Genomic DNA, 26002 nt, shown 5'->3' on the forward strand with positions numbered 1-26002 from the left:
ATCGGCGACGTCCGGGCACGGGCGCGCCGACGGTCACCGGCCGGGCGGATCGCCGGTACGGGACCCCGTCCTGGCGGCGACCCCGTACGGTCAGGCGCTCGGCGTGGGCCGGGCGGTCTCCGGGCGGACCGGCGGCGACGGGCGGGCGAGCAGGCCGGTCACCCCGGTCATGTCGAGGATCGCGCGGAGGAAGCGGGGGACCTGCCGCAGCTCGAGCGCGGTGCCCCGGTCCTCGCCCTCGCGCCACGCGTGCACGATCACGGCGAGGCCCGTGCTGTCGATGAAGAGCAGGTCGGCGAAGTCCAGGGCCACGACCGGCGGGGCCGTGGCGAGCAGCCGGTCGATCTCCTCGCGGAGCGGTGCCGCCGTCGCGTACGCCAGGTCGCCGGCCACCCGGACGAGCGGCGCCGCCGGGTCCGAGCGGTCGACGGACAGGCGGAGCGGGGTCGTCTCGGATGTCCGCCCGTGGGACAGCACGGTCACGCCTTTCCACAGCCCGCCGGTCGGCCCGGGTCGGGGGGATCGTAACAACCGGAGGCGCGGCCCGCCCGGCGCCGACCGGCGGGTTCACCAGCGCGTGGGGTGGCGACGCGGTCGGGCGTAGGGTGGGTGCAGGGATCCGACCCTGGAGCCCGGTCCCGTGACCTGCGGGACGACGAGGAGTGGGGCTCACCCGGTGGCTGTTGCCGACGTCAGGAACGGGGATCCGGGCGACGGGCGGAGCACGCGCCGGGGCGGCGCCCGAGCGTCCGGCGCTCCCTCCGCCACGGGCGTTCCCTCCCAACCCGGCGGTGGCCGTCCGCCCGTGGCCCCCGACTGGTCCGAGGTGGTCCCGCATGTGCGCGAGGGCCTCGTCGTGTGCGACGCCGGCGGCGTCGTGCGGCACGTCAACCCGGTGGCCGCACGCCTGCTGCCCGAACTCGTCCCCGGTACGCCCCTCGCGGCCGGCGTGCCGGCAATCACCACGGACCCGGCCGGTTTCGGGCACCGGTCGCGCCGGCTGACCGCCCGCCGGGTCGCGCTGTCCGACGGACGCTGCTGCTGGTACGTCGAGGACGTCACGGACCACGTCGACCGCGCCGACGCCCTGCTCGCCGAGCGCGCCCGCGCGTCGTTCCTGGCCGGTGTCGGCACGACGCTCGGCAGCCTGCTCCACCCCGACCGGGCCGCCGCGGCGGTGGTCCGGCTGGCCGTGCCCGTCCTGGCCGACGCGGCGGTGCTGGTGCTCGCACCCCGGGCCGGCCGGGTGCGCTGGTGGCGCGCCGGGCGGTCCGGCGACGAGGCCCCGGCGGTGGACGGCGGCGTGCTGGCCGCCGGTGACCTGCCGCAGGCCGTCGCCGACGCGCTCGGCGGCGTGCGAGCGCACGCGGTGGACTGGCCGTCGGAGCAGGCGACGGGCGCCGGCTGGCTGCCCGGTGCCGCCCCCGGTGGCACCCACGCGCGGCTCGTGCCGCTGCCCGGCGTCGACACCCCGGCCGGCGTCCTGCTCGTCACCCCACCGCCCGGCGGGTCGCCCGACGAGGACGGGACCGAGCTGCTGGACGCGTTCGCCGCCCGGGCGGGTGCCGCGCTGACCGCCGCCGCGCTCTACCGCGACCAGGCCGAGGTCGCCGAGACCCTCCAGAGCAGCCTGCTGCCGGTGGAGCCGCCCGGCGTCCCGGGCATCCAGTGGGGTACGGCGTACCGGCCGGCGCAGGCCGGGCTCCGCATCGGCGGCGACTTCTACGGCGCGCACCCGCTCGCCGACGGGGGCGCGCTCTTCTTCCTCGGCGACGTGTCGGGCAAGGGCGTGGAGGCCGCCGTGTTCACCGGCCAGCTACGGCAGTGCCTGCACGCGCTGCACCGGGTGGAGTCGCGGCCGGGCCCGCTGCTCGCCCTGTTGAACGACACCCTGCTGGAGACCGTCCAGGCGCACGGCCAGGGCCGCTTCGCGACGCTGGTGCTCGGGGTGGCGCGGCCGTGCCGCGACGGGGGCCTCACGCTCACCATGGCCGGCGGGGGGCACCTGCCGCCGCTGGTGCTGCGCGGCGGCGGTGAGGTGGAGACGGTGCCGCTGCGGGGGATGCTCATCGGCGTGGTCGGCGACCCGCGCATCGGGGAGGCGACGGTACGGCTGGCGCCCGGCGAGACGTGCGTGCTCTACAGCGACGGTGTCACCGAGGCCCGCGGCGGTCCCCGGGGCGACCAGCAGTTCGGGCCGCAACGGCTCGTGGACACCCTGACCGGCTGCCACCGGATGCCGGCGTCCGCCCTCGCCGAGCGGATCGCGCAGGTGGCCGGGGACTGGCTGACCCGCGGCGACCACGACGACGTGGCCGTGCTGGCCGTCCGCGCCGTGGGGCCCGGCCGGCACCTGCACGCGGTGCCAGCCCCGGCCGGGCAGCCGGGGAGATCCCGGTGACCGCCGCCCGCACGCCGGCCGCCGCGTACGCCGACTACCTGGACCACCTCGCCGAGGCGGACGAGAGCGGCGCCATCGGCGTCGCCGTCGACCTGCTCGACGCCGGCGTGCCGGCCGAACGGGTGCTCCTGGACCTCGTCGCGCCCGCCCAGGAGGACGTGGGGGAGCGGTGGGCGCGCAACGAGTGGAGCGTGGCGCAGGAGCACGCGGCCACCCACGTCAGCGAGCGGGTGGTGGCGGCGCTCGCCGGCCGTACGCGGGCCGCGCCGACCCGCGGCCGGATCGTGGTGGCCTGCATGGACGGGGAGTGGCACGCCCTGCCGCCCCGGCTCGTGGCCGAGGTGCTCCGGCTGCGCGGCTGGCGGGTGACGTTCCTCGGGGCCAGCGTCCCGGCCGCGCACCTCGTGTCGTACCTGCACCGGCACGACGCGCACGCCGTCGCGCTGGCCTGCGCGGTGCCGGTGCGGCTGCCGCAGGCCCACCGCATGGTGGAGGCGTGCCGCCTCGCCGACGTCCCGGTGCTGGTGGGCGGGCGTGGCTTCGGGGCCGACGGCCGGTGGGCAGACCGGCTGGGCATGCTGTGGGCGCCCGACGCGCCGGCCGCGGCCGACCTGGTCGCCGACGCGCGGGCGCTGTCGCGCCTGCTGCTGGCGCGTCTGGACCACCTGGCCGACGACGAGTACGCGGCGCTCGTCGCGCGCCGGGCCGAACTCGTCGACGGTGCCCTGGCCGACCTGCGGGAGCGGGTGCCGGCGACCCGGGCGTACGACCGGGCGCGGCTCGACGCGACGGTGAGCGACCTCGGCCACATCCTGGACTTCCTGGCGGCGGCGCTCTATGTGGACGACGGCTCCCTCTTCACGGAGTTCGTGCGGTGGCTGGTGACCGTCCTGACCAGCCGCGGGGTGCCCGCCGCCGCGCTGGCAGCGACGCTGGAGCACTACGGCGGGGTGCTGCGCGAGTTTCCCCGCGCGGCCGGCTTCCTCGACGGCGGCCGGGCGCTGCTCGCGTCCGCCGCCGAGCCGGTCGGGCGTTGAGGTGGGCGGCGCTGCCGGGCCCGCTGCGTATACTTGCGCCACTGCAAACGTCCCCGACGAGGAGAGCATGGTGCCGTTCACCGTCACGTACGCCGAGCGCGACGGCGGTGGCACGTGCCTGCGCCTCACGGGGGAGCTCGACATGAGCACCGCGGAGGAGTTCAACGCGGCGGTCGACCGCCTGACCGCCGCCGGCGAGCGTCGCCTCCTGGTCGACCTCACCGAGCTCACGTTCTGCGACTCCACCGGCATCGCGGCCTTCCTCCGCGGTGACCACCGCGCCGCCGCCGAGGGCGGGTGGCTGCGGTTGACCGGCGCGTCCGGCGCCGTCGACCGGGTGCTGCGGCTGACCGGCGTCGCCCAGGTGCTCGCCTACGACGCGAGGGCGGGCGACCCGGCGCCGCGAGCGGCTCCCTGATCGGTTAGATTTCCCCGCCGGCACGTGACCGTGATGTCCCGTTCCACCGACCAGAGGCAGGTAGCTCATGGGCGCAGACAGCCCGAACCCGGTCCGCATCCTCGTGGTGGACGACGACCCGGGTGACGTGCTCATGATCGAGGAGGCCCTCCAGGACTCCGAGGTCGAGAAGATCATCGACGTCGTCGGCGACGGGCAGGAGGCCATGGAGTTCCTCCGGCGGGAGGGCCGGCACAGCGACGCCGTCCGGCCGGACGTCATCCTGCTCGACCTCAACATGCCCCGGATGGACGGTCGCCAGGTGCTCGGCGAGGTCAAGCAGGACGAGGACCTGCGGACGATCCCGATCGTCGTGCTGACCACCTCGAACGCCGACACCGACGTGCTGGGCAGCTACACGCTGCAGGCCAACGCGTACGTCACCAAGCCCATCGACCTGGACGACTTCAACGACGTGGTGCACCGCATCGACGAGTTCTTCGGACGGGTCGTCGTGCTGCCGCGGCGCCGCTGAGCCGGACGCCCGGGGTGGGCGACCGGCCGTGTGCCGGGCGGCCTCTCGGATGCTGAACATTTCTCCCGAACGCCCGCGCCGCCGCCCCTCGCGCCGGAGGATCCAGGTGGGGAAGAGTTTCCAGCTGCCTGGGGGGCGACAGCATGAGGTTCTCGGTGGTCGAGATCGGCTACGACCGGCGGCAGGTCGACTCCTGCCTCGATGAGCTGGGTGTCCGGTTGACCCGGCTCGCGGCGTGGGCGGAGAGCACCGCGGGGACGGGGCGGGAGTGGGACCGGATCCGGCGGGAGGCGGCCGGGCTCTGCGGCCTGCTGCGCCGGTACGACGTGGACGACGCAGTCGTGGTCGGGCGCCACGCCGGTGAGGTGGAACGGGAGGCGGCGGCGATCCTCGCCCGGGCGCGCTTCGAGCTGGACGCGGCGCGCGAGGAGGCCCGGCAGGTGCGCGAGCGGGCGTACGCCGAGGCCGTGCAGGCCCGCCGGGAGTTCGAGGCGGCGTTGCAGGCCCGCCGCCGGCGCGAGGCGCGCGCGGACGAGATCCTCGGCGGCGTGACCGTCGAGCCGGTGCCCGTGGACACCCCGACCGCGGCGGCCGCGACGACCGGGTCGGGGGTGCCGGCGACCCGCGGGGCGGCCGTCGGCGCGGGCGACCCGCCCGGCGGGCGCGACGAGGCCCGGGCGGGCTGACCGGCGCTCAGCTGGTGAGCGCCTCGACGACGGTGGTGGCCCGCTCCTCGTGCTGGGCGTACGCGTCGGGGAACGCGGAGACCTGGACCGTCTGGGCGGCGACCGTGAGGCTCATGTCCTGCCAGCCGGGCACCTCGAGCAGCGCCAGGTAGAACGCCTTCGCGGCGTACGCCGGCCGCATGAGGTCCTGCACCGTGCCCCAGCCGCTGCTGGGCCGCTGCTGGAACAGGCCGACCGAGTCGTGGTCCCAGCCGATGGCCTGGTGGGGGTAGTTCTGCGACTCGGGCAGCACGCCGCTGGCGTAGTTGTAGAGGTTGCTCTCCTGCATGGCGGTCGCCACGGCGATGACCAGGCCCCGCTTGGGGACGTCGAGTTCGCGGCCGACGTCGACGATGATCTTCGCGTTGTCCATCTGCGCCTGCGTGAGCCCGGCGACCGGCCGCGGCTTGCGCGGCTTCGGGGGCTTCTTCGGCGCCTTCTTCTTCGTGGCGGTCGGGCTGGGCGTGGGGCTGGGGCTGGCGCTGGTGGGGGTGGGGGTCGGTGCGGCGGTCCGCTCCAGCGACCGGGAGGCCCGCTGGTCGGCCAGTGCCGCCCGGTCGGCGACGGCCTCCGCCAGCGGCTCCCTCCGCTCGACGGTGTCGTCCCGGGTGCCGGCGTACGCGGCCACACCCAGGCAGCAGGTGACGCCGGCGGCGAGGGCGGCCCGGACGGGCGTCGAGGTCAACAGCCTCCGCCCGCGGCGCGGAGGGGGTTCCGGCGCGCGGTGCCGACCAGTCGTCCGTTCGGTGGATGCCGGGTCGGTGGACCGGGTCGTGGGCTGGGGATCCTGTTGCTTCTGCTCGGAGGGGTCGTCGGGATGCACCCGCCGAGGCTAAAAAGTCGGCGGCCAGAAGCCACCCGCCTGGTTGGTGGCATGCGTCACAATTTGCCACCTTCTACCGGATCATCGGGGGCACCCGACCAGGAAGAGGGTGAAGCGCTCCTGTCCGATATCGCGGATATAGCCGGAACAGGGGGATGAGCCGGGCGGATGGGTGATCTTGGTCAGGCGCACCCACGCCGTCCCGCACCTCGGCCGTACGGCCGATACGACGACCGGCCGTACGGTCACCCGCCGGGTGGGACGGACGCCCCATCGGGCGGCGTCCCCCGGACCCGGCACTCCCGGCACGCCGGCCCGGTACCCCGCCGGCTGGGCACCACGCCGGTCCCGGCCGGCGTCAGCGCCGGACGTTCTCCGCGCCGGTCTTCCCGGCCGCGTCAGCGCCGGCCGTTCTCCGCCGGCGTGACCGTGAGCCGGTGCCGGCTGTTGTCGCCGCTGGAGAACGGCCAGAGTCGGTCGGCGTGTTCGACCAGGTCGGCCAGCTGCTGCCGGGTCAGCCCGGCGGACGCGATCGAGGCGTGCACGTCGGCCCGGTAGCGCCCGTCGGCGTCGCGCCCGAGCTTCGCCTCGGCCCGCACCTTGACGGTGTGCGCCTCGTCGGTGATCCGACCGGCCGCCTCGACGGCCGCGTGGTGCAGGCAGGACGCGAACGCCGCGGCCAGCAGCTGCTCCGGGCGCAGGCCCGTGCAGTGCGCCGCGAGCGGGGACGCCAGCGAGCTGGAGAGCCCGCCGTCGTCGGTACGTACGTGGCCGCCCTCGGCGGTCGCGGCGGCCTCATGCAGCCAGGAACTCGGGTCCGACATGGGCGTTCCTCCCGTCAGTCACCCGCCCGGCTACCCGGCCCTCGACCGGTGAAACCGGCGTCGACGCCGCCCGCGGGCGTGCGCCGGCCCGTCGGCCTCAGGCCTCCCGGCGCCCGTCGGGCTCAGGCCTCCCGGCGCCCGTCGGGGCGCTCGGGCACCGCGACGGCCTCGGTGACCGCCGTCGCCGCCCGCTCACTCCACGGGGACACCACCGCGCGCCGTGGGCGGGGTGCCGTGAACAGCGGCATCGGCACGTACACCCGGGCGTCCACGGCCTCGGCGAGCAGCAGTGCGGCGACGAGGCTGCTGGGCCGCTCCGTCGGGGCGGCGGCCAGGCAGCGCCGGCACAGCTCGGCCACCTCCCGCGGCAGGCCGTCGATCTCCGGCAGCGGCCGGGGTGGTTCCCGGCGGCGCAGCCCGAGCAGCTGCGTGGCGGTGCTCGCCTCGTACGGCAGCCGTCCGGAGAGGCAGTGGTAGAGCAGCACACCGAGGGCGTACAGGTCGACGGCCGGCGTGACCGGCGCCCGGTCCAGCTGCTCCGGGGCGAGGTACGCGGGGGTGCCCACCACCATCCCGTCCGGCGTCGGGTCGGGCGCGCCCGCCGGCGTGGCGATGCCGAAGTCGAGCACCTTCGCCCCGGCCGGGGTGAGGATGACGTTCGCCGGCTTGACGTCGCGGTGGACGATGCCGTGCGCGTGCGCCGCGGCCAGCGCCGCGCAGACCTCGGCGCAGACCCGCACCGCGATGCGCCAGTCCAGCGCACCGGTCCGCAGGTGGGCGGCGAGCGTCTCGCCCTCGACGAGTTCCATGACGATGTACGGCGTCCGCGGGCCGGGTGGGGTGCCGCAGGTGCCGAAGTCGTGGACGCTCGCCACGTTCGGGTGCACGAGGCGGGCCGCCGAACGGGCCTCCGCGCGGATGCGCCCCACCGAGGAGTCCGCGTCGTCCTGCCCGGGGGAGATCACCTTCACGGCGACCGGCCGGTCCAGCACCACGTCGTGGGCGCGCCACACCTCGGACATCCCGCCGACGCCGATGCGCTGTTCGAGCCGGTACCGCCCGTCCAACGTCCGCATCGACCGGCTCCTCGTCCTCGTCCTTCCGCCCGTGGGCGCCTCCGGTCGCGGTACCCGGGCCCGGAGCAGGGCAAACCGTGGTGATCATCGGAGCGCGGTGGACCGTGAGGCGCTGCGGGTCGCACCCGGGTGCGGTAGCTTCCGACGCGGGGGCGGCGTCACGCCGGACGCCGGCACGGCGAGGGGGCGGCGATGAGCGAGGTGCGCGTACGGTTCGTGGGCGGGCCGGCCCACGACCTGGTCCGGGCCCTGCCGGCCGGCCCCGACGGTGCCCCGCCCGTCCGCTGGATCATGCGGCACCCGGGGCAGGACGCTCCCGTCGACGGGGGCCCCGACCACCTGTACGAGCGCGAGCGGCCCGACGGGACCGGCACCTGGACCATGCGGTACGTGCGCACCGACCCCATCGGGGTCACCGAGTAGCTCCCGGCCGGCACACAGCGCGCGCACAGGTTCCACAGGGGCGCGGCACAGGAAAGCGTCCCACGATGGGGGCATGGTCTCAGACGGGCAGGCCGCGCACGGCCGCATCGAACTGCGCCGCCCCGACGGCGAGCCGGTCCGGGTGCTGGTGGTCGACGACGAACCGACGTTGACCGACCTGCTCTCGATGGCTCTGCGGTACGAGGGCTGGCAGGTGCGCAGCGCGAACGACGGGACGGGCGCGCTCGCCACGGCCCGGCAGTTCCAGCCGGACGCCGTGGTGCTCGACGTGATGCTGCCCGACCTGGACGGCTTCCAGGTGCTGCGGCGCATGCGCGAGCACGCGCCCACCGTGCCGGTGCTCTTCCTGACCGCCCGTGACGCCGTGGAGGAGCGCATCGCCGGGCTCACCGTCGGCGGGGACGACTACGTGACCAAGCCGTTCAGCCTGGAGGAGGTGATCGCCCGGCTGCGTGCGCTGCTGCGCCGCTCCGGTCTCGCGGTCGCCGCCCGGGACGCGCTGCTCACCGTCGGTGACCTCACCCTGGACGAGGACAGCCACGAGGTGCGCCGCGGCGGGCAGCCGGTCACACTGACGGCCACCGAGTTCGAGCTGCTGCGTTACCTCATGCGCAACCCACGCCGGGTGCTGAGCAAGGCGCAGATCCTCGACCGGGTCTGGAACTACGACTTCGGCGGGCAGGCCAACGTGGTCGAGCTCTACATCTCGTACCTGCGGAAGAAGATCGACGCGGGCCGGACGCCGATGATCCACACGTTGCGCGGCGCGGGGTATGTCCTCAAGCCCGCGGAGTGACACCGGGCTGCCGCGCCGGGTCGCCGGCGCGCTGCGCCGCCGACTGTCCGGCTGGACGCTGCGGACCCGGCTCGTCGTCACGCTGGTCGCCCTGCTGGCCCTGGTCTGTCTGGGGACCGGCGCGCTCACCACCGTGGCGCTGCGGCACGTCCTGATCGACCGGGTCGACGCCCAACTCGTTCCCGCCGTGCGGGGGCCGGAACGTCCGTGGCGGTGGGCGCCGGATCCCGCCCGGGCGCAGATCCCACCCGGCCTGCCGCCGGGGTCGGTGGTCGCCACCGTCACCGGCGGCGAGGTGGCCACCGCGTTCACCCAGACCGGAAACCAGCCCGGCGGGGAGTCGTTGCCGGTCGACGAGGTCGCGGCGCTGTCCCGCCTGCCCGTCGACGGCCGGCCCCGCACCGTCGACCTGGGTGAGCGGGGCGACTACCGGGCGGTCGCCCGGGCGGGGCCCGGCGACCGGGCCCAGGTGGTCGCGCTGCCGCTGTCCGGTGTGCGGGAGACCGTCTGGTGGATGATCGTCGCCCAGGCCGGCGTGGCCACCGCCGGGCTGCTCGTCGCCGGCACCGCCGGCGCGCTGGTCGTACGGGCCACGCTGCGCCCGCTGCGGCGCGTCGCGGCCACCGCCGGCCGCGTCAGCGAGCTGACGCTGGACCGGGGCGAGGTGGCGCTCTCCGAACGGGTGCCCGAATCCGACACCGACCCGCGGACCGAGGTGGGGCAGGTGGGCGGCGCCCTCAACCGGATGCTCGGGCACGTCGCCGCCGCGCTCGCCGCCCGGCAGGCCAGCGAGACCCGGGTCCGTCAGTTCGTGGCCGACGCGAGCCACGAGCTGCGCACCCCGCTGGCCGCCATCCGGGGGTACGCCGAGGTGGCCCGACGCGGTCGTGACGAGGTGCCGCCGGACGTCGCCCACGCGCTGCGCCGGGTGGAGTCCGAGAGCACCCGGATGACCCACCTCGTCGACGACCTGCTCCTGCTCGCCCGGCTGGACTCCGGCCGGCCCCTCGTCGCCGAGCCGGTCGACCTCACCGCCCTCGTGGTCGACGCGGTGAGCGACGCGCACGTGGCCGGGCCGGAGCACCGGTGGCAGCTCGACCTGCCCGACGAGCCGCTGACCGTCACCGGTGACGCCGCCCGCCTGCACCAGGTGGTCGCCAACCTGCTGGCCAACGCCCGCGTGCACACACCACCCGGCACCACGGTCACCACCACGCTGCGCGGCGAGCCGGACGCGGCCGTGCTCCGCGTCGCCGACGACGGTCCCGGGGTGCCCCCGACGCTGCGGGCGGAGATCTTCGAGCGGTTCACGCGCGGCGACAGCTCCCGCTCACGCGCGCACGGCAGCACGGGCCTCGGCCTGTCCATCGTGGCGGCCGTCGTGGAGGCGCACCACGGCACGGTCACCGTGGACAGCCACCCCGGCCGGACGGTGTTCACCGTACGACTGCCGTCCCCCGCCCCCTCGCCGTAATCGGGACGGGTGGGGTGGTCAGCGGCCGAGCGCCTCGGCGAGCACGTCGACGACGCGCCGCGTGTGGCGTCCGTCGGGGTCCTCGTCGACGTTCAGGTCGGTCACGCTCATCCCCAGCAGCCGTTCGGCGCGGGCCAGTGGCGCGACGAGCGCGACCAGTTCGGGCCAGCGCAGCCCGCCCGGCACCGGGTAGGTGACCGCCGGAAGGTCGGCCGGGTCGACCGCGTCGAGGTCGAGGTGCAGCCAGGCGGGGCCGGCGCCGGCGGCCAGCGCCGCGCCGACGGTGCCGGGGCCGCGCCGGCGCAGCTCGGCGGCCGGCACCTGGCGGATCCGCGGGTCGACGCGGGCCGCCTCCACCCGGCTGGCCTCGTCGGTGGGCGGGCGGTGCCCGAGCAGGTGGACGCGACCCGGGTCGACCAGCGGGCCGTCGACGCCCGCGGCGGCGGCCGGACCGTGCCCGGTGACCACGCTGAGGTCCATGTCGGCGCCCTCGCCGGTCTCGGAGGTCGCGCCGTCGAAGAAATCCGGGTGGGCGTCCACGAACCACAGGTCCGTCCCGAAGGGCAGGGCCCGGCAGATGCCCGGCAGGATGGCGCAGTCCCCACCCACGACCAGCGGTCGCCGGCCGGCGGCGAGCAGGTCGGCGACCCGCGCGGCGATGGCGTCGCCGGCCCGGCGGACGGCGGCGGCGCCGACGAGGCCGCTCTCCGGGTCGCGGGTGGGATCGTCCACGCGGGCGTCGACCGCGCCGCCGTCCTCGGCGGGCAGCGCCGAGAGCAGGCCGGCCCGGCGCAGCGCCGCCGGCGCCTCCTGCTCGCCCCGCCCCCGGCCGGACGAGTCCAGCGGCGCGTCCACCACGGTCCAGCGCACACCGGCACGGTACCGGCATCCTCGCCCGCGGTGTGGCCGCTTCGCCCGGTCGCGTCCACCCGTGGCAGGCTGGGCACGTGTACCGGGAACGTCCCGCCGGTGTCACCGGCGGCACGCTGTGGACCAGCGCCAACCCGGGCGGCACGCGGACCGGCCGGGTGCTTCCCGACGGCTGCGTCGACCTGCTGTGGTCCAGCCGGGCCGGCCTGCGGGTGGCCGGCCCCGACCGGACGGCCTTCCTGAGCGTCAGCGCGCCCGGGGAGCGGTGGGTGGGGTTGCGCCTGCCCCCGGGCGTCGGCCCCGCCGTGCTCGGCGTGCCCGCCGACGAACTGCGGGACACCCGGGTGCCGCTGGCGGCGCTCTGGGGTGACCGGGCGGTGGCCGAGCTCGCCGAGCGGGCGGCGGCCGATCCGGCGTCCACGTTGACGGCGCTCGCCGCGCGGCGGCTCCGCGCGGCCGGCGGCCCGGATCCGCTCGGCGCCCGGGTGGCGGCCGCCGCGGCGGCCGGTGTCCCGGTGGCCGCCATCGCCGCCGAGGTCGGGCTCGACCCGCGTGCCCTGCTGCGCCGGTCCCGGGCCCTGTTCGGGTACGGCCCGAAGACCCTCGCCCGGATCCTGCGGATGCGCCGGGCGCTGTCCCTGGCCCGGTCCGGCACGCCGCTGGCCGAGGTGGCCGCCGCCTGCGGGTACGCCGACCAGCCGCACCTGACCCGGGACGTGCGGGATCTCGCGGGGGTGCCGCCGGCCGTCCTGCTCGGCGCCGGCTGACCCGGCCGGGGCGCGACCGCCGGCCGGCCGGGCTCAGTCGGTCGGGAGGGGCGCGAAGAGGTCGACGCCGTTGCCGTCGGGGTCGTGCAGCACCGCGTACCGCTGCCCCCAGAAGGCGTCCCACGGCTTCAGGTGCCCGTGGTAGCCGGCGTCGGTCAGTTCGGCGTACCACCGGTCCACCTCGGCCGGGTCGGCGCAGCGGAAGGCGAGGTTGGCGCGGGGGCTGCCGGTCGGCGGCGTCCAGTCCGGGTCGAAGGAGCGCACCATCGTGACGTCGTCCCAGGCGAGCCGCAGGCCACCCGGCAGGGTGACCTCCACGTGCGGCTCGGTCTCGGCACCGGCCGGGATGTCCAGGCCGAGGCGGCGGTAGAAGTCCAGCGTCCGCGCCATGTCGGTGGTGGCGAATCCGATCAGGTCGAATCGAGGCGTCATGGTGCCCGACCCTAGGAAGTCCTCCCGCCGGGTGTCTTGAACGAATCGGACCGCCGCGGACTCCCCGGTGTGGCCGCACGGCGGCGGTGATCGGCGTACGGTGGGGAAAGTCCGGCCTTCCGGGTCAAAAGCCGCAGCGCTGCACCTCCGGGACGCCGGTGTCGTGACGGTGAGGGAAGGAGCGCTCGGTGAACCATCTGGCCTACCTGGACGCGGGATCCGGCAGCCTGATCGTGCAGGCGGTGGTCGGCGGGGTGGCGGGCGTCGCGGTGGCCGCCAAGCTCTACTGGCGGCGGCTGGTCGACCGGTTCCGGCGCCAGCCCACCGACCAGCGCTGACCCGGGCCGGCGATGGCGATCTCCCCCGCGGGCGTACGGCCCGAGCCCGGCTCCTTCCGCGACCCGGCCAACCGGGTCTTCCACGTCGGCGACGAGGTGCTGCGCGGGCTCGACGCGCGGGCCGCCGAGCACTGGCGGGCGCTGGCCGGCAGCGAGTTCTTCACGTCCCTGCTGGCGACCGGCAAGGTCTGCGCCACCGAGGTGCTGGAGCCCGCCCGGGTCCCGGCCGACTCGGCGTGGGCGGCCGTGCTGCGGCACGAGCGCATCCCGTTCGTCTCCCACCCGTACGAGTGGTCCTTCACCATGCTGCGCGACGCCGCGCTGCTGCACCTGGAGATCCTTCGCGCCGCGCTGCCGGCCGGGTTCACCACGAAGGACGGGTCGGCCTACAACCTCCAGTGGCGCGGCAGCGCGCCCGTCTTCATCGACGTCGGCTCCTTCGAGCCGGTGCGCGACGGGGAACCGTGGGCGGGCTACCGCCAGTTCTGCCAGACCATGCTCTACCCGCTGCTGCTCACCGCGCACCTCGGCGTGGACTTCCAGCCCTGGCTGCGGGCCCGGGTCGACGGGATCGAGGCCGACGCGCTGCGGCCGCTGTTCCGGGGCCTCCGGCGGCTCCGGCGCGGCGTGCCGACCCACCTGCACCTGCACGCCGCCATGCAGAACCGGCACGCCGAGGCCACCACCACCGACGTCCGCGCCCAACTGCGCGCCGCCGGCTACTCCCGGGAACTCGCGCTCGCCACCGTACGCGGCATCGAGAAGCTCGTCCGCCGGCTGGAGCCGACCTCGTCGGCCAGCCACTGGAACGACTACCAGCGCACCTGCGGCTACTCCGCCGAGGACCGGGTGGGCAAGGAGCGGTTCGTGTCCGCCGCGCTGGCCGACGGGCCCCGGCCCCGCCTCGTGCTCGACCTCGGCGCCAACGACGGCCGGTACGCCCGCCTCGCCGCACGCCACGCCGACCACGTGGTCGCCGTCGAGCAGGACCCGGCGGTCGTCGACACCCTCTACCGGACGCTGCGCGACGAGGGCGAACGGCGCGTCCTGCCGCTCGTCATGGACCTCGCCGACCCGTCGCCCGGCGGCGGATGGCGCGGCACCGAGCGGGCCTCCTTCGCCGACCGGGCCGCCGCGGACGCGGTGCTCGCCCTGGCCGTGGTGCACCACCTCGCGATCGGCCGGAACGTGCCGCTGCCCGAGGTGGTCGCGTGGCTCGCCGACCTCTGCGCGCCCGGCGGCCGCGTCGTCGTCGAGTTCGTGCACCCCGAGGACCCGATGGCGCGCCGCCTGCTGGCCAACAAGCCCGAGGGGCTCTTCCCCGACTACCACCGGGCGGAGTTCGAGCGGCTGCTCGCGACGCGCGGCCGGATCGCGCGGCGCGAGGAACTGCCCTCGGGCACCCGGACGCTCTACACGGTGGTCGTGGGTGGCTGACCCGGCGACCGACGGGCCCGAGGCCGGTCCGGGCGGGGACACCCCGGCCGCCGGGACGGCCCCGGCCGGGCGTCGCGCCCGGTGGACGGCGGCGTTCCGGTCCGAGCTGGGCCGGGTGCTGGAGGTCGTTGCGCTCGTCGGGCTCGTGGTCACCCAGCCGCTGCTGGACGTGCTCGGCCACAGCCCCGACTTCTTCCTGTTCCACCGCGCCGACCGGGAGCAGATCCTGCAACTGGTGGCCCTGGTCGCGCTGGCGCCCACGGTGCCGGTCGTGCTCTTCGGCGCACTCACCCGCCTCGCCGGCCGGGCGGCCCGTTCGGTGACGCACACGGTGCTGGTCGGGCTGCTGCTCGCCGCGCTCGCCGTCCAGGTCGGCCGGCACGGCACACCGCTGCGGGGCGTACCGCTGCTGCTGGCCGCGGCCGTGGTCGGCGCGGCCGGCGCGGCGGCCCACCGGCGGTGGCGGACACCCGGCCGGGTGCTGCGGGTCGCCGCCGCCGGGCCGCCGGTGTTCGTGGCGCTCTTCCTGCTCGTGTCGCCGACCTCGGTGCTCGTGCTGCCCCGGGCGGCTGGCGAGGCGACCGGCACGGCGGCCACCGACGTCCACCCGCCCGTGGTCATGATCGTCCTCGACGAACTGCCGCTGGTCTCCCTGCTCGGCGCCGACGGGCGCATCGACGCGACCCGATTCCCACACTTCGCCGAGCTCGCCGCCGGATCGACCTGGTACCGCGACGCCACCGGGGTCAGCGGCTGGACCCCGTACGCCCTGCCGGCCATGCTCACCGGCCGGTACCCGGAGCGGGGCGTCGCCCCGCACTACTCGCAGTACCCGGAGAACCTGTTCACCGCGTTCGGCGGCCTGTACGACATCCGCGCCGAGGAGAGCATCACCCGGCTCTGCCCGCCCAGCCGCTGCGAGCAGCCGGTCGCCCCCGAGCAGGGGCTCGGGGTGCTGGTCCGCGAGACCGGCCGGCTGCTCGGCCAGGTCACCGCGCCGCGGGACAGCCTCGTCGACCCCGAGGACTCCTACCGGGAGCAGACCGCGGCCGAGGCCGGGCTCGACGCGGCCGAGCCGATCCCGGACGACCCGACGTTCCGCTGGGACAGCCTGGACGACAACCAGCCGGCCCGGTTCACGAGCTTCCTGGCCGGGCTGAAGCCGGCGTCCCGACCCACGCTGCACTTCCTGCACCTGCTCATGCCGCACTCGCCGTGGGCGTTCCTGCCCTCCGGGGCGCGCTACGACGGCCCGGAGGACCTGCCGAACGACGGCCACGGCTGGGTGGAGCTGGCCCGGCAGCGGCACCTCGCGCAGCTCGGCTACACCGACCGGCTGATCGGGGAGACCCTGCGGACGCTGCGTGCCACCGGCCTCTACGACCAGGCGCTCGTGGTGGTCACCGCCGACCACGGGGTGAGCTTCACCCCCGGCTTCCAGGGCCGCGGCATGGACGCCATCAAGGCCGCGCCCGGCGAGGTCGCCTGGGTGCCGATGTTCGTGAAGGAGCCCGGCCAGCGCGCCGGACGGGTCGACGACCGCAACTGGGAGCACGTCGACCTGCTGCCGACGGTGGCGGACGCGGCCGGCATCCGGCTGCCGTGGCGGGTGGACGGCCGTTCCGCCCGGGCCACCCCCCGCCCGGCGGGACAGAAGCACTTCTACGACCGCCCGGGGGAGCCGACGCCCATCCCGGACGGGGTGCCGAAGCCGCCGCCCCTGCCGGCCGTACACCCGCTGGTCGGCACCACCGTGAGCCAGCGACCGGCGGGCGGGAGCGCCCGGGTGGCCGACCTCGCCGCGTTCCGCGACATCGATCCCGACGCCGGCGCGCTGCCGGCGCTGGTCTGGGGCACCGTCCCGGACGACGTCCCCGACGGCACGCTGCTCGCCGTGGCCGTGAACGGGCGCGTGGGCGCGGTCGTGCCGGTCGTGCCCCCCGACCCGGGCGGGCGCCGCTTCGCCGCGCTGATCGCCGACGACCGGCTCTTCCACGCGGGGAAGAATCGACTCGACGTCTACCAGATCGCCGCCGACGGTGGGTTGCGCCACCTCGCGCTCTCCTGAGCACGGACGCGCGATTCGCCGGTTTCCCCAGCCGGGCGGTCGGGAATCGGGTGACGCATACCTCACCCCCGAACCACCGCAGGCGGTGTCCCCGCAACCACGATTACGGTAAAAGCGAAGGCAATTCAACGAAGATTCGCCGGCGAAGCGAGGAACCACATGACGGAAGTCAAGCTCGATCACCCCGGTGGGCAGCTGTCGATGCCGGTACACGCCGCGGTCGAGGGCCCCGCCGGTATCGGGGTGAGCAAGCTGCTGAAAGAGACCGGGCTGACGACGTACGACCCCGGTTTCGTCAACACCGCGGCCTGCTCGTCCGCGATCACCTACATCGACGGCGACGCGGGGATCCTGCGTTACCGTGGCTACCCGATCGAGCAGCTGGCCGAGAAGTCCTCCTTCCTGGAGGTCTCCTACCTGCTCATCTACGGGGAGCTGCCCACCGATCAGCAGCTCAGCGAGTTCACCGAGTGGATCCGCCGGCACTCGCTGCTGCACGAGGAGATGCGGCGCTTCTTCGACGGCTTCCCGCGGGACGCGCACCCGATGGCGGTGCTCTCCTCCGCGGTCAGCGCGATCTCGACCTTCTACCAGGACAGCCTGGACCCGTTCGACTCCGAGCACGTGGAGATCTCCACCGTGCGGCTGATGGCGAAGGTCCCCACCATCGCCTCGTACGCCTACAAGAAGTCGATCGGGCAGCCGCTGCTGTACCCGGACAACTCGCTCGGCTACGTGGAGAACTTCCTGCGGCTGACCTTCGGCGTGCCGGCGGAGCCGTACGAGGTCGACCCGGTGATGGCCCGCGTGCTCGACATGCTCTTCATCCTGCACGCCGACCACGAGCAGAACTGCTCCACCTCGACCGTCCGGCTCGTGGGTTCCAGCAACGCCAACCTCTTCGCTTCCGTCTCCGCCGGCGTGAACGCCCTCTTCGGCCCGCTGCACGGCGGCGCCAACCAGGCCGTCCTCGAAATGCTCCAGCGCATCCAGGCCGACGGCGGTGACGTCCGGACCTTCGTGCAGAAGGTCAAGGACCGGCAGGACGGCGTGAAGCTCATGGGCTTCGGCCACCGGGTCTACAAGAACTACGACCCGCGCGCGGCCATCGTGAAGAAGGCCGCCCAGGACGTGCTCGGCCGCATGGCCAAGCCGGACCCGCTGCTGGACATCGCCATGCAGCTGGAGGAGATCGCCCTCGCCGACGACTTCTTCGTGTCCCGGCGGCTCTACCCGAACGTGGACTTCTACACCGGCCTCATCTACAAGGCCATGGGCTTCCCGACGAAGATGTTCACGGTGCTGTTCGCCCTGGGCCGGCTCCCGGGCTGGATCGCCCAGTGGCGCGAGATGATCAACGACCCGGAGACCAAGATCGGCCGTCCGCGGCAGGTCTACACCGGCTACTCCGAGCGGAACTTCGTCCCGCTGAACGAGCGCTGACCCAAGCCACAGCGACGAGCGGCCGCCGGCCCCCGAAGGGGCCCGGCGGCCGCTCGCGTCTCACCCGCCCCCCGCGCCCGTCCCTGCCCCCGCCTCTGCCCCCGGTGATCATGAGGTTGGCGGGGACGAACCGGACATCCCGGCCCGCCAACCTCATGATCACCGGCGCGGGCGCGGGGCGCGGGGCGCGGGGCGCGGGCGCGGGGAGGGGGTGGGGCGGTCAGCGGAGGTTGGCTGCGGCCAGCAGGTTGCCGTCGGGTACCGGCGGGAGGGCGCGGCCCTGGGCCATCCGTTCGGCGGTGCGGGCGGCCGTGAACGCCGGGTCGCCGGCGATGGCGGCCGCGTACGTGGCGGCGGTGCGCTGGGCGATGGCCGGCCAGCCGTACCGCTTCCGCACCACCGACCGCGCCCGGCGGGCGAGCGCTGACGCCCGGTCCCGGTCGACCAGCAGCGCGTGGACGGCCTCGGCCAGCCCGTCCGGATCCCCCGGCCGGAAGGTCATGCCGGTGACGCCGGGCTCGACGATCTCGGCGAGGCCGCCGGTGGCCGCCACGGCGAGCGGCGCGCCGGCCGCCGCGCCCTCCAGCGCCACCATGCCGAACGGCTCGTAGATGCTCGGCACCGCGAAGCAGTCCGACGCGGCCATCACGGCGGGCAGGTCGTCGCCGAGGAAGCCCGGCATGCTCACGGCGCCGGCCAGGTCGAGCCGGTGCACGAGCGCCTCCAGCTCGTCCCGGTACGGGCCGTCGCCGGCGATCACCACGCGCAGCCCCGGGTGCCGCTCCCGCAGCCGCGGCAGCCCGGCGAGCAGGTCCTGCACGCCCTTCTCGTAGACCAGCCGTCCGGCGAAGGTGACCAGCGGGCCGTCCCCGGCGTACCGGGCCCGCGCCGCGTCCACGGCCCGCCGCGGCGCCTGCCAGCGGTGCGGCTCGACGCCGTTCGGCACGACGTCCACCCGCGGGGCCGGCACCCCGAACAGGGCCGTCACCTCGTTGCGCATGTAGCCGGAGCAGGCGATGACGCGGCCGGATTCGGTGGTGAGCCAGTGTTCGACGGCGTGGATGGTGCGGTTCATCTCGTCGGGGAGCCAGCCTTGGTGTCGGCCGGCTTCGGTGGCGTGGATGGTGGTGACGAGGGGGAGGTCGAGGTGTTCGCGGAGGGTGATGGCGGTGTGGGCGACGAGCCAGTCGTGGGCGTGGATGACGTCGTAGGTGTCGGTGGTGGTGGCGTGGAGGGCGGCGCGGGTGAGGGTGTGGTTGAAGGCCATGGTCCAGGCGAGGAGGCTGGGGGTGGCCAGGGGGAAGGTGACGGGGTCTTCGGTGGCGCGGATGATGCGGACGCCGTCGGTGTATTCCTCGGTGGGTGCGCCGTCGGTGTGGCGGGTGACGACGGTGACGTGGTGGCCGGCGGCGGCGAGGGCGGTGGAGAGGGCGTGGACGTGTCGGCCGAGTCCGCCGACGAGCACCGGCGGGTACTCCCACGACAGCATGAGGATCCGCCGCGCCGGCGGGGGCGTCCCGGGGCCGGCCGGCGGCGGGGTCGGGGACCGCGTCGGGGTGGGCCGGCAGGTGCGGTCCGTGGCGGTGGCGAGCTTCTCGCCGACCCGCAGCGTCGTCACATTCGTCTCCGTCCAGGCAGGGGCGTACGCGCCGGCGGCGGTGGCGGCGCGGTTGCGTGATGGATGGCCGGGGTGCCGACGCGCGGGCGCGCGTCCCCCGCACCAGCAAAGGGCATCGGGGCACGAACCGCATCTCGAGGAGAGCCCGGGTGACCGACGACACCCGAACGGGTGACCCGCCCGGGTCGTACGGATTTGTGGGTGTCGGCCGCAGGATTGGGCGGGGCGGTGGCGGGGCAATACCCGGCCTGCGCACCGCCCGGCCCGCCGTGAGGTGCGCTCATGACGCGCGGGCGCGCTCATGACCGGGACGAAGGAGCGACATGCAGGTCTGGCCGGGCGAGCGCTACCCCCTCGGCGCCACGTACGACGGGATGGGCACCAACTTCGCGATCTTCAGCCAGGTGGCGGAGAAGGTCGAGCTGTGTCTCTTCGACGAGTGGGACACCGGCGCGGAGCGCCGGGTGGAGCTGCGCGAGGTGGACGCGTACGTCTGGCACGCGTACCTGCCGGGGATCGGGCCCGGGCAGCGGTACGGCTACCGCGTCCACGGCCCGTACGACCCGGCGAACGGCCTGCGCTGCAACCCGCACAAGCTGCTGCTCGACCCGTACGCGAAGGCCGTCGACGGCGACGTGACGTGGGATCCGGCGGTCTACGACTACGAGCACGGCGACCCGGAGCGCATGAGCACCGCCGACTCGGCGCCGTTCATGCCGAAGTCGGTGGTGGTCAACCCGTACTTCGACTGGGGCAACGACTCCCCGCCGCGCACCCCCTACCACCACTCGGTGATCTACGAGGCGCACGTGCGCGGCCTGACCATGCGCCACCCCGACATCCCCGAGGAGCTGCGCGGCACGTACGCGGCCATCGGCTCGCCGCCCATGATCGAGCACCTGAACCGGCTCGGGGTGACGGCCATCGAGCTGATGCCCGTGCACCAGTTCGTGCACGACCACCGCCTCGCCGACCTGGGGCTGCGCAACTACTGGGGCTACAACACGATCGGCTTCTTCGCCCCGCACCACGGCTACTCGGCGATGGGCCGGCTCGGCCAGCAGGTGCAGGAGTTCCGCGGCATGGTGCGGGCGCTGCACGCGGCCGGCATCGAGGTGATCCTCGACGTGGTCTACAACCACACGGCCGAGGGCAACCACCTCGGCCCCACGCTCAGCTTCAAGGGCATCGACGCCCCGAGCTACTACCGCCTCTCGGAGTCCGACCGGCGGTACTTCGTCGACTACACCGGCACCGGCAACAGCCTCAACGTCCGCAGCCCCCACTCACTGCAACTGATCATGGATTCGCTGCGGTACTGGGTGACCGAGATGCACGTCGACGGCTTCCGCTTCGACCTCGCGGCCACCCTGGCCCGCGAGTTCTACGAGGTCGACCGCCTCTCCACGTTCTTCGAGGTGGTGCAGCAGGACCCGGTGGTGAGCCAGGTGAAGCTGATCGCCGAACCGTGGGACGTGGGCCCCGGCGGCTACCAGGTCGGCAACTTCCCGCCGGAGTGGACGGAGTGGAACGGCAAGTACCGGGACACCGTGCGCGACTTCTGGCGGGGCGAGCCGGCCACCCTGGCCGAGTTCGCCTCGCGGATCTCCGGCTCGGCCGACCTCTACCAGGACGACGGGCGCCGCCCGTTCCACAGCATCAACTTCGTCACCTGCCACGACGGGTTCACGCTCACCGACCTGGTGTCGTACAACGACAAGCACAACGAGGCCAACGGCGAGGAGAACCGGGACGGGGAGAGCCACAACCGGTCGTGGAACTGCGGCGTGGAGGGGCCCACCGACGACGAGGCCGTACGCGCCCTGCGCGCCCGGCAGCGCCGCAACTTCCTGGCCACCCTGCTGCTCTCCCAGGGCGTCCCGATGATCGGCCACGGCGACGAGCTGGGGCGCACGCAGCGGGGCAACAACAACGCGTACTGCCAGGACAGCGAGCTGACCTGGATCGACTGGGAGCACGCCGACGAGGGGCTGCTGGAGTTCGTCCGACGGTTGGTGGCGTTCCGCCGGAGCCACCAGGTGTTCCGCCGCCGCCGCTTCTTCACCGGGCTGCCGGTCGGCGGCCGGGACGTCGGCGCCCCCCTGCCGGACCTGGCCTGGTACACGCCGGACGGTCGGGAGATGACCGGCGAGGACTGGGGCAACGACTTCGGGCGGTCGGTGGCGCTGTTCGTCAACGGGGAGGGCATCCGCGAGCGCGGCGCGTACGGCCAGCGCCACCACGACGACTCGTTCGTGCTCTGCTTCAACGCCCACGACGCGCCGCTGGACTTCACCCTCCCACCGGCCGAGTTCGGGCAGCGCTGGCAGGTGGAGATCAGCACCGCCGAACCCGACGCCGAGAAGACGACGGTGGTCGAGGCGGGCGGGGCGCTGTGCGTGCCGGACCGCTCCCTCGTGGTGCTGAAGAGGGCCGGCTGACATGTCCACCACCCCTCGACCGGACGTGCCGCGGGTGCGCGCCACCTACCGGGTGCAGGTCCGCCCCGACTTCGACCTCGACGCCACCGCCGGGCTCGCCGGCTACCTCGCCGACCTCGGCGTGACGCACCTCTACAGCGCGCCGCTGCTCGCCGCCGCCCCCGGCTCGGCGCACGGCTACGACGTCGTCGACCACCGGGCCGTCAACCCGGAACTCGGCGGCGAGGCGGGCCGGCAGCGGCTGCTGCGGGCCCTGCGCGCCGTGGGGCTGGGCCTCGTCGTGGACATCGTGCCGAACCACGCGGGGGTGGCCGTGCCGGCCGCCAACCCCGCCTGGTGGGACGTGCTGCGCCGCGGCCGCGCGTCGGCGTACGCCTCCTGGTTCGACATCGACTGGGAGCGGGGGCGGCTGCTGCTGCCGGTGCTCGCCGACACGCCCGACGCCCTCGACGACCTCGCGGTCGTCGACGGCGAGCTGCGCTACCACGAGCACCGCTTCCCGATCGCCGACGGCACGGGCGACGGCAGCCCGCGGGAGGTGCACGACCGGCAGCACTACGAGCTGGTCTCGTGGCGGCGCGGCGACGCCGAGCTGACGTACCGCCGGTTCTTCGCCGTCTCCGGCCTCGCCGGCCTGCGGGTCGAGGACCCGGAGGTCTTCGCCGCCACCCACGAGCTGATCCTGCGGTGGGCCACGGCGGGGGAGGTCGACGGCATCCGGGTCGACCACCCCGACGGGCTGCGCGACCCCGCCGGCTACCTCACCCGGCTACGGGACGCCGCCGGGCCCGTCTGGCTCGTCGTGGAGAAGATCCTGGAGTACGGGGAGGAGCTGCCGGACTGGCCGGTCGACGGCACCACCGGCTACGAGGCCCTCGCGGCGGTCTCCGGTCTCTTCGTCGACCCCGACGCCGAGGCCGACTTCACGGCGCTGGACACCCGGCTCACCGGCCGGCGCACCTCCTGGCCGGATCTCATCCACGACACCAAGCTCGCCGCCGCCACCCGGCTGCTCGCCGCCGAGCTGGGCCGGCTCGCCGCGCTCGCCCCCGACCTGGAGCCGGCGGCGGCGCGTGCGGGGCTCGCCGAGCTGGCGGCCGCGTTCCCGGTCTACCGGGGCTACCCGCCCGAGGGCGCCCGGCACCTCGCCGCGGCCCGTGCGGAGGCCGGTCGCCGCCGCCCCGACCTGACCGGCGTGCTGGACGCGCTCACCCGCCGCCTGCGGGATCCCGACGACGAGCTGGCGTGCCGGTTCCCCCAGTTCACCGGCGCCGTGATGGCCAAGGGCGTCGAGGACACCGCCTTCTACCGGTGGAGCCGCTTCGTGGCGCTCAACGAGGTCGGCGGCAGCCCCGCCCACTTCGGCACCCCGCCCGCCGAGTTCCACCGGTTCGCCGCCGCGCGGCACGTCCGCTGGCCGGCCGCGATGACCACCCTCTCCACCCACGACACGAAGCGGTCGGAGGACGTGCGGGCCCGCCTCGCCGTCCTCAGCGAGCTGCCGGACCGGTGGGCCGGGCTCGTCGCCGGGTGGACGGCCCGCGTCCCGCTGCCCGACCCGGCGTTCGCGCACCTGCTCTGGCAGACCGCCGTCGGCGCGTGGCCCATCGAGCGCGAGCGGCTGCACGCGTACGCCGAGAAGGCCGCCCGCGAGGCCGCCGTGTCGACGAGCTGGACCGACCCCGACGCGGCCTTCGAACGGGCCCTGCACGCGGTCGTCGACCGCATGTACGACGACCCGGAGCTGCACGCCGAGCTGACCGCGTTCGCCCGGGAGATCACGCCGGCCGGCTGGTCGAACTCCCTCGGCCAGAAGCTCGTGCAGCTGGCCCTGCCGGGGGTGCCCGACACCTACCAGGGCACCGAGCTGTGGGACAACTCGCTGGTCGACCCGGACAACCGCCGGCCGGTCGACGTCGACGTACGCCGGGAGCTGCTGGCCCGGCTCGACGCGGGCTGGCGCCCGCCGGTCGACGCCGGCGGAGCGGCGAAGCTGCTCGTCGTGTCGCGGACCCTGCGGCTGCGGCGCGACCGTCCGGAGCTGTTCACCGGCTACCGCCCGGTGCCGGCGCACGGCCCGGCGGCACGGCACGCCGTCGCGTTCGACCGGGGCGGCGCGCTCGCCGTGGCCACCCGGCTGCCGCTGCGGCTGACCCGCGACGGTGGCTGGCGCGACACGTTTCTGTCACTTCCCGGACACACTGTGACCGACATGTTCACCGGGCGGGTCTACAGTGGGTCTGAGCTGCTCGTTCATGATCTGCTGAGCACCTATCCCGTCGCCCTCCTCGCTCCCACCGATTCCGTGGAGGCTGCCCGATGACCGAGTTCACGGTGTGGGCGCCCGAAGCCGCCCGGGTCCGGCTGCGCCTGTTCGGCCGCGCCGACCACGAGATGCGCGCCGACGCCGGCGGGTGGTGGCGGGCCGAGGTGCCCGACGCCGGCCCCGGCACCGACTACGCCTTCCTCCTCGACGACGACGACGACTTCGCCCTGCCCGACCCGCGCTCCCTCTGGCAGCCCGACGGCGTGCACGGGCCGAGCCGGGTCTACTCCCACGACGCCTTCGCCTGGACCGACGGGTCGTGGACCGGCCGGCAGCTGCCCGGCAGCGTCCTCTACGAGCTGCACGTGGGCACCTTCACCCCGGAGGGCACCTTCGACGCGGCCATCGGCAAGCTCGACCACCTGGTCGACCTTGGCGTCGACCTGATCGAGCTGCTGCCGGTCAATGCCTTCAACGGCGAGCACAACTGGGGGTACGACGGCGTCTGCTGGTACGCGCCGCACCAGCCCTACGGCGGCCCGGACGGGCTGAAGCGGCTGGTCGACGCGGCCCATGCCAGGGGGCTGGGGGTGATCCTCGACGTCGTCTACAACCATTTCGGGCCCTCCGGGGCCTACGCGCCGATGTTCGCGCCCTACCTCAGCGAACAGAGCAACCCGTGGGGCCGCACGGTCAACCTCGACGGCCCGCACTCCGACGGCGTGCGCCGCTACATCGTCGACTCGGTGCTCATGTGGCTGCGGGACTACCACGTCGACGGGCTGCGCCTGGACGCCGTGCACGCCATGCCCGACACCCGCGCCGTGCACCTGCTCGAGGAGATCGCCGCCGAGGTGGAGGCCCTGTCCACGCACCTCGGTCGGCCGCTGTCGCTGATCGCCGAGTCCGACCTCAACGACCCGCGGCTCATCACGCCCCGCGAGGCGGGCGGGTACGGGCTGCACGCCCAGTGGAACGACGACGCCCACCATGCCCTGCACACGCTGCTCACCGGGGAGCGGCAGGGCTACTACGCCGACTTCGGGTCGCTGGAGGCGCTCACCGACGTGCTGACCGGCGGCTTCTTCCACGCCGGCACCTGGTCCAGCTTCCGGCAGCGGCACCACGGGCGGCCGGTGGACCGGCAGCGGACGCCGGGGCACCGGTTCGTGGCGTACCTGCAGAACCACGACCAGATCGGGAACCGGGCGACCGGGGACCGGATCTCCACGTCGCTGTCGCCGGCCCTGCTGCGGGTCGGGGCGACGCTGCTCATGACGGCGCCCTTCACGCCGATGCTGTTCATGGGGGAGGAGTGGGCCGCCTCCACGCCCTGGCAGTTCTTCACCAGCCACCCCGAGCCGGAGCTGGCGGCGGCCGTCGCGTCCGGACGCCGGCGGGAGTTCGCCGCGCACGGCTGGCCGCCCGGGGAGGTGCCCGACCCGCAGGACCCGCAGACCTTCGCCCGCTCCCGGCTCGACTGGGCCGAGCTGGACAAGCCCGAGCACCGGGAGATGTACGAGTTCCACCGGCGGCTCATCGCGCTGCGGAAGAGCCGGGCCGACCTGTCGGACCCGCGGCTGCACGCGGTCGACGTCCGGCACGGGGACCAGTTCCTGCTGATGCGCCGGGGTGACTGCCTCGTGGCGGCGAACCTGGCCGGCAAGGCGCAGCGGATCACGCTGCCGGGAGTGGTGCGGAAGGTGCTGCTGGCCACCGGGAACGGCGTCACCGTGATGCGCGACCGGATCGAGCTGCCGGCGGAGACGGCGGCCGTCGTGGCGCTGTAG

The 26002-nt window shown here is 74.9% G+C and carries 23 protein-coding genes; 16 read left to right on the top strand and 7 right to left on the bottom strand.

Annotation, left to right across the window (positions count from 1 at the left end; all coding sequences use genetic code 11):
• Positions 1 to 90 precede the first annotated feature (90 nt).
• Complete coding sequence (locus OG994_RS06870) at positions 91 to 483, bottom strand: STAS domain-containing protein (protein ID WP_120326847.1); 393 nt, start codon at positions 481 to 483, stop codon at positions 91 to 93.
• 355 nt (positions 484 to 838) lie between these two features.
• Here OG994_RS06870 and OG994_RS06875 point away from each other — a divergent pair, with 355 nt between their 5' ends.
• The 5 genes from OG994_RS06875 (at position 839) to OG994_RS06895 (ending at position 5056) form a co-directional block, all read left to right on the top strand.
• Positions 839 to 2401 carry a PP2C family protein-serine/threonine phosphatase gene (locus OG994_RS06875; protein WP_328852569.1) on the top strand — a complete coding sequence of 521 codons (1563 nt, stop codon included), beginning with the start codon at positions 839 to 841 and terminating at the stop codon, positions 2399 to 2401.
• Positions 2398 to 3438, top strand: a complete 1041-nt coding sequence (locus OG994_RS06880) for a cobalamin B12-binding domain-containing protein (protein WP_328852570.1) — start codon at positions 2398 to 2400, stop codon at positions 3436 to 3438. The genes OG994_RS06875 and OG994_RS06880 overlap by 4 nt, the downstream gene beginning before the upstream one ends.
• Positions 3439 to 3505: 67 nt before the next feature.
• Positions 3506 to 3856 carry an STAS domain-containing protein gene (locus tag OG994_RS06885; RefSeq protein ID WP_407942570.1) on the top strand — a complete coding sequence of 117 codons (351 nt, stop codon included), beginning with the start codon at positions 3506 to 3508 and terminating at the stop codon, positions 3854 to 3856.
• A gap of 67 nt (positions 3857 to 3923) precedes the next feature.
• Entirely contained in the window at positions 3924 to 4370 is a 447-nt protein-coding gene (locus OG994_RS06890) for a response regulator (RefSeq protein WP_120326850.1), read from the top strand.
• A gap of 143 nt (positions 4371 to 4513) precedes the next feature.
• Entirely contained in the window at positions 4514 to 5056 is a 543-nt protein-coding gene (locus OG994_RS06895) for an ATPase (protein WP_328852571.1), read from the top strand.
• Between the two features lie 7 nt (positions 5057 to 5063).
• Here OG994_RS06895 and OG994_RS06900 read toward each other — a convergent pair whose 3' ends face one another.
• From OG994_RS06900 to OG994_RS06910, 3 genes are all read right to left on the bottom strand, one after another.
• Positions 5064 to 5918 carry a hypothetical protein gene (locus OG994_RS06900; RefSeq protein WP_328852572.1) on the bottom strand — a complete coding sequence of 285 codons (855 nt, stop codon included), beginning with the start codon at positions 5916 to 5918 and terminating at the stop codon, positions 5064 to 5066.
• Between the two features lie 398 nt (positions 5919 to 6316).
• Positions 6317 to 6742: an OsmC family protein gene (locus OG994_RS06905; protein WP_120326853.1), complete on the bottom strand. Its 426-nt coding sequence runs from the start codon at positions 6740 to 6742 to the stop codon at positions 6317 to 6319.
• 122 nt (positions 6743 to 6864) lie between these two features.
• Positions 6865 to 7818, bottom strand: coding sequence for a serine/threonine-protein kinase (locus tag OG994_RS06910; RefSeq protein ID WP_328852573.1), 954 nt, complete (start codon positions 7816 to 7818; stop codon positions 6865 to 6867).
• A 192-nt stretch (positions 7819 to 8010) separates the two neighbouring features.
• Between OG994_RS06910 and OG994_RS06915 the strand changes: the two genes are divergently transcribed.
• The 3 genes from OG994_RS06915 (at position 8011) to OG994_RS06925 (ending at position 10532) form a co-directional block, all read left to right on the top strand.
• Positions 8011 to 8241: a hypothetical protein gene (locus OG994_RS06915; protein ID WP_120326855.1), complete on the top strand. Its 231-nt coding sequence runs from the start codon at positions 8011 to 8013 to the stop codon at positions 8239 to 8241.
• A 73-nt stretch (positions 8242 to 8314) separates the two neighbouring features.
• The gene (locus OG994_RS06920) at positions 8315 to 9058 is read left to right on the top strand and encodes a response regulator transcription factor (protein WP_120326856.1); all 744 of its coding nucleotides are present in this window, start codon (positions 8315 to 8317) and stop codon (positions 9056 to 9058) included.
• Between the two features lie 43 nt (positions 9059 to 9101).
• Positions 9102 to 10532 carry a HAMP domain-containing sensor histidine kinase gene (locus OG994_RS06925; protein WP_328853681.1) on the top strand — a complete coding sequence of 477 codons (1431 nt, stop codon included), beginning with the start codon at positions 9102 to 9104 and terminating at the stop codon, positions 10530 to 10532.
• 18 nt (positions 10533 to 10550) lie between these two features.
• Here OG994_RS06925 and OG994_RS06930 read toward each other — a convergent pair whose 3' ends face one another.
• On the bottom strand, positions 10551 to 11402 hold the full coding sequence (locus OG994_RS06930) for an arginase family protein (protein WP_328852574.1): 852 nt from the start codon (positions 11400 to 11402) through the stop codon (positions 10551 to 10553).
• 77 nt (positions 11403 to 11479) lie between these two features.
• Here OG994_RS06930 and OG994_RS06935 point away from each other — a divergent pair, with 77 nt between their 5' ends.
• The gene (locus OG994_RS06935; RefSeq protein ID WP_328852575.1) at positions 11480 to 12169 is read left to right on the top strand and encodes a helix-turn-helix transcriptional regulator; all 690 of its coding nucleotides are present in this window, start codon (positions 11480 to 11482) and stop codon (positions 12167 to 12169) included.
• 33 nt (positions 12170 to 12202) lie between these two features.
• Here the strand turns inward: OG994_RS06935 and OG994_RS06940 are convergent, their stop codons facing one another.
• Positions 12203 to 12601 carry a VOC family protein gene (locus OG994_RS06940; RefSeq protein ID WP_328852576.1) on the bottom strand — a complete coding sequence of 133 codons (399 nt, stop codon included), beginning with the start codon at positions 12599 to 12601 and terminating at the stop codon, positions 12203 to 12205.
• Between the two features lie 188 nt (positions 12602 to 12789).
• Between OG994_RS06940 and OG994_RS06945 the strand changes: the two genes are divergently transcribed.
• The 4 genes from OG994_RS06945 (at position 12790) to OG994_RS06960 (ending at position 17887) form a co-directional block, all read left to right on the top strand.
• Positions 12790 to 12939, top strand: coding sequence for a hypothetical protein (locus OG994_RS06945; RefSeq protein WP_192902051.1), 150 nt, complete (start codon positions 12790 to 12792; stop codon positions 12937 to 12939).
• Between the two features lie 12 nt (positions 12940 to 12951).
• Complete coding sequence (locus tag OG994_RS06950; protein WP_328852577.1) at positions 12952 to 14376, top strand: methyltransferase domain-containing protein; 1425 nt, start codon at positions 12952 to 12954, stop codon at positions 14374 to 14376.
• Positions 14369 to 16444 carry a sulfatase-like hydrolase/transferase gene (locus tag OG994_RS06955; RefSeq protein ID WP_328852578.1) on the top strand — a complete coding sequence of 692 codons (2076 nt, stop codon included), beginning with the start codon at positions 14369 to 14371 and terminating at the stop codon, positions 16442 to 16444. The genes OG994_RS06950 and OG994_RS06955 overlap by 8 nt, the downstream gene beginning before the upstream one ends.
• Before the next feature lie 159 nt (positions 16445 to 16603).
• Positions 16604 to 17887, top strand: coding sequence for a citrate synthase (locus OG994_RS06960; protein ID WP_120326863.1), 1284 nt, complete (start codon positions 16604 to 16606; stop codon positions 17885 to 17887).
• A 220-nt stretch (positions 17888 to 18107) separates the two neighbouring features.
• Here OG994_RS06960 and OG994_RS06965 read toward each other — a convergent pair whose 3' ends face one another.
• Complete coding sequence (locus OG994_RS06965; RefSeq protein WP_120326864.1) at positions 18108 to 19505, bottom strand: glycosyltransferase family 4 protein; 1398 nt, start codon at positions 19503 to 19505, stop codon at positions 18108 to 18110.
• A gap of 323 nt (positions 19506 to 19828) precedes the next feature.
• On the opposite strand from OG994_RS06965, the gene glgX reads away from it, so the two are divergent.
• Genes glgX through treZ form a run of 3 tightly spaced genes read left to right on the top strand, consistent with a single transcriptional unit; the run spans position 19829 to position 26002 of the window.
• Positions 19829 to 21946 carry a glycogen debranching protein GlgX gene (glgX, locus tag OG994_RS06970; protein ID WP_328852579.1) on the top strand — a complete coding sequence of 706 codons (2118 nt, stop codon included), beginning with the start codon at positions 19829 to 19831 and terminating at the stop codon, positions 21944 to 21946.
• A gap of 1 nt (position 21947) precedes the next feature.
• The gene (gene treY, locus OG994_RS06975) at positions 21948 to 24269 is read left to right on the top strand and encodes a malto-oligosyltrehalose synthase (protein ID WP_328852580.1); all 2322 of its coding nucleotides are present in this window, start codon (positions 21948 to 21950) and stop codon (positions 24267 to 24269) included.
• Entirely contained in the window at positions 24266 to 26002 is a 1737-nt protein-coding gene (gene treZ, locus OG994_RS06980) for a malto-oligosyltrehalose trehalohydrolase (RefSeq protein WP_328852581.1), read from the top strand. Before treY ends, treZ begins: the two co-directional genes overlap by 4 nt.

The sequence above is a fragment of the Micromonospora globbae genome, from assembly GCF_036184225.1.
Lineage (GTDB): Bacteria > Actinomycetota > Actinomycetes > Mycobacteriales > Micromonosporaceae > Micromonospora > Micromonospora globbae.

Coding starts and splice junctions, on each gene's coding strand:
- OG994_RS06885 (WP_407942570.1), top strand. CDS start 3,506: ATGGTGCCGTTCACCGTCACGTACGCCGAGCGCGACGGCGGTGGCACG.
- OG994_RS06890 (WP_120326850.1), top strand. CDS start 3,924: ATGGGCGCAGACAGCCCGAACCCGGTCCGCATCCTCGTGGTGGACGAC.
- OG994_RS06895 (WP_328852571.1), top strand. CDS start 4,514: ATGAGGTTCTCGGTGGTCGAGATCGGCTACGACCGGCGGCAGGTCGAC.
- OG994_RS06905 (WP_120326853.1), bottom strand. CDS start 6,742: ATGTCGGACCCGAGTTCCTGGCTGCATGAGGCCGCCGCGACCGCCGAG.
- OG994_RS06910 (WP_328852573.1), bottom strand. CDS start 7,818: ATGCGGACGTTGGACGGGCGGTACCGGCTCGAACAGCGCATCGGCGTC.
- OG994_RS06915 (WP_120326855.1), top strand. CDS start 8,011: ATGAGCGAGGTGCGCGTACGGTTCGTGGGCGGGCCGGCCCACGACCTG.
- OG994_RS06920 (WP_120326856.1), top strand. CDS start 8,315: ATGGTCTCAGACGGGCAGGCCGCGCACGGCCGCATCGAACTGCGCCGC.
- OG994_RS06940 (WP_328852576.1), bottom strand. CDS start 12,601: ATGACGCCTCGATTCGACCTGATCGGATTCGCCACCACCGACATGGCG.
- OG994_RS06950 (WP_328852577.1), top strand. CDS start 12,952: ATGGCGATCTCCCCCGCGGGCGTACGGCCCGAGCCCGGCTCCTTCCGC.
- OG994_RS06960 (WP_120326863.1), top strand. CDS start 16,604: ATGACGGAAGTCAAGCTCGATCACCCCGGTGGGCAGCTGTCGATGCCG.
- glgX (WP_328852579.1), top strand. CDS start 19,829: ATGCAGGTCTGGCCGGGCGAGCGCTACCCCCTCGGCGCCACGTACGAC.
- treY (WP_328852580.1), top strand. CDS start 21,948: ATGTCCACCACCCCTCGACCGGACGTGCCGCGGGTGCGCGCCACCTAC.
- treZ (WP_328852581.1), top strand. CDS start 24,266: ATGACCGAGTTCACGGTGTGGGCGCCCGAAGCCGCCCGGGTCCGGCTG.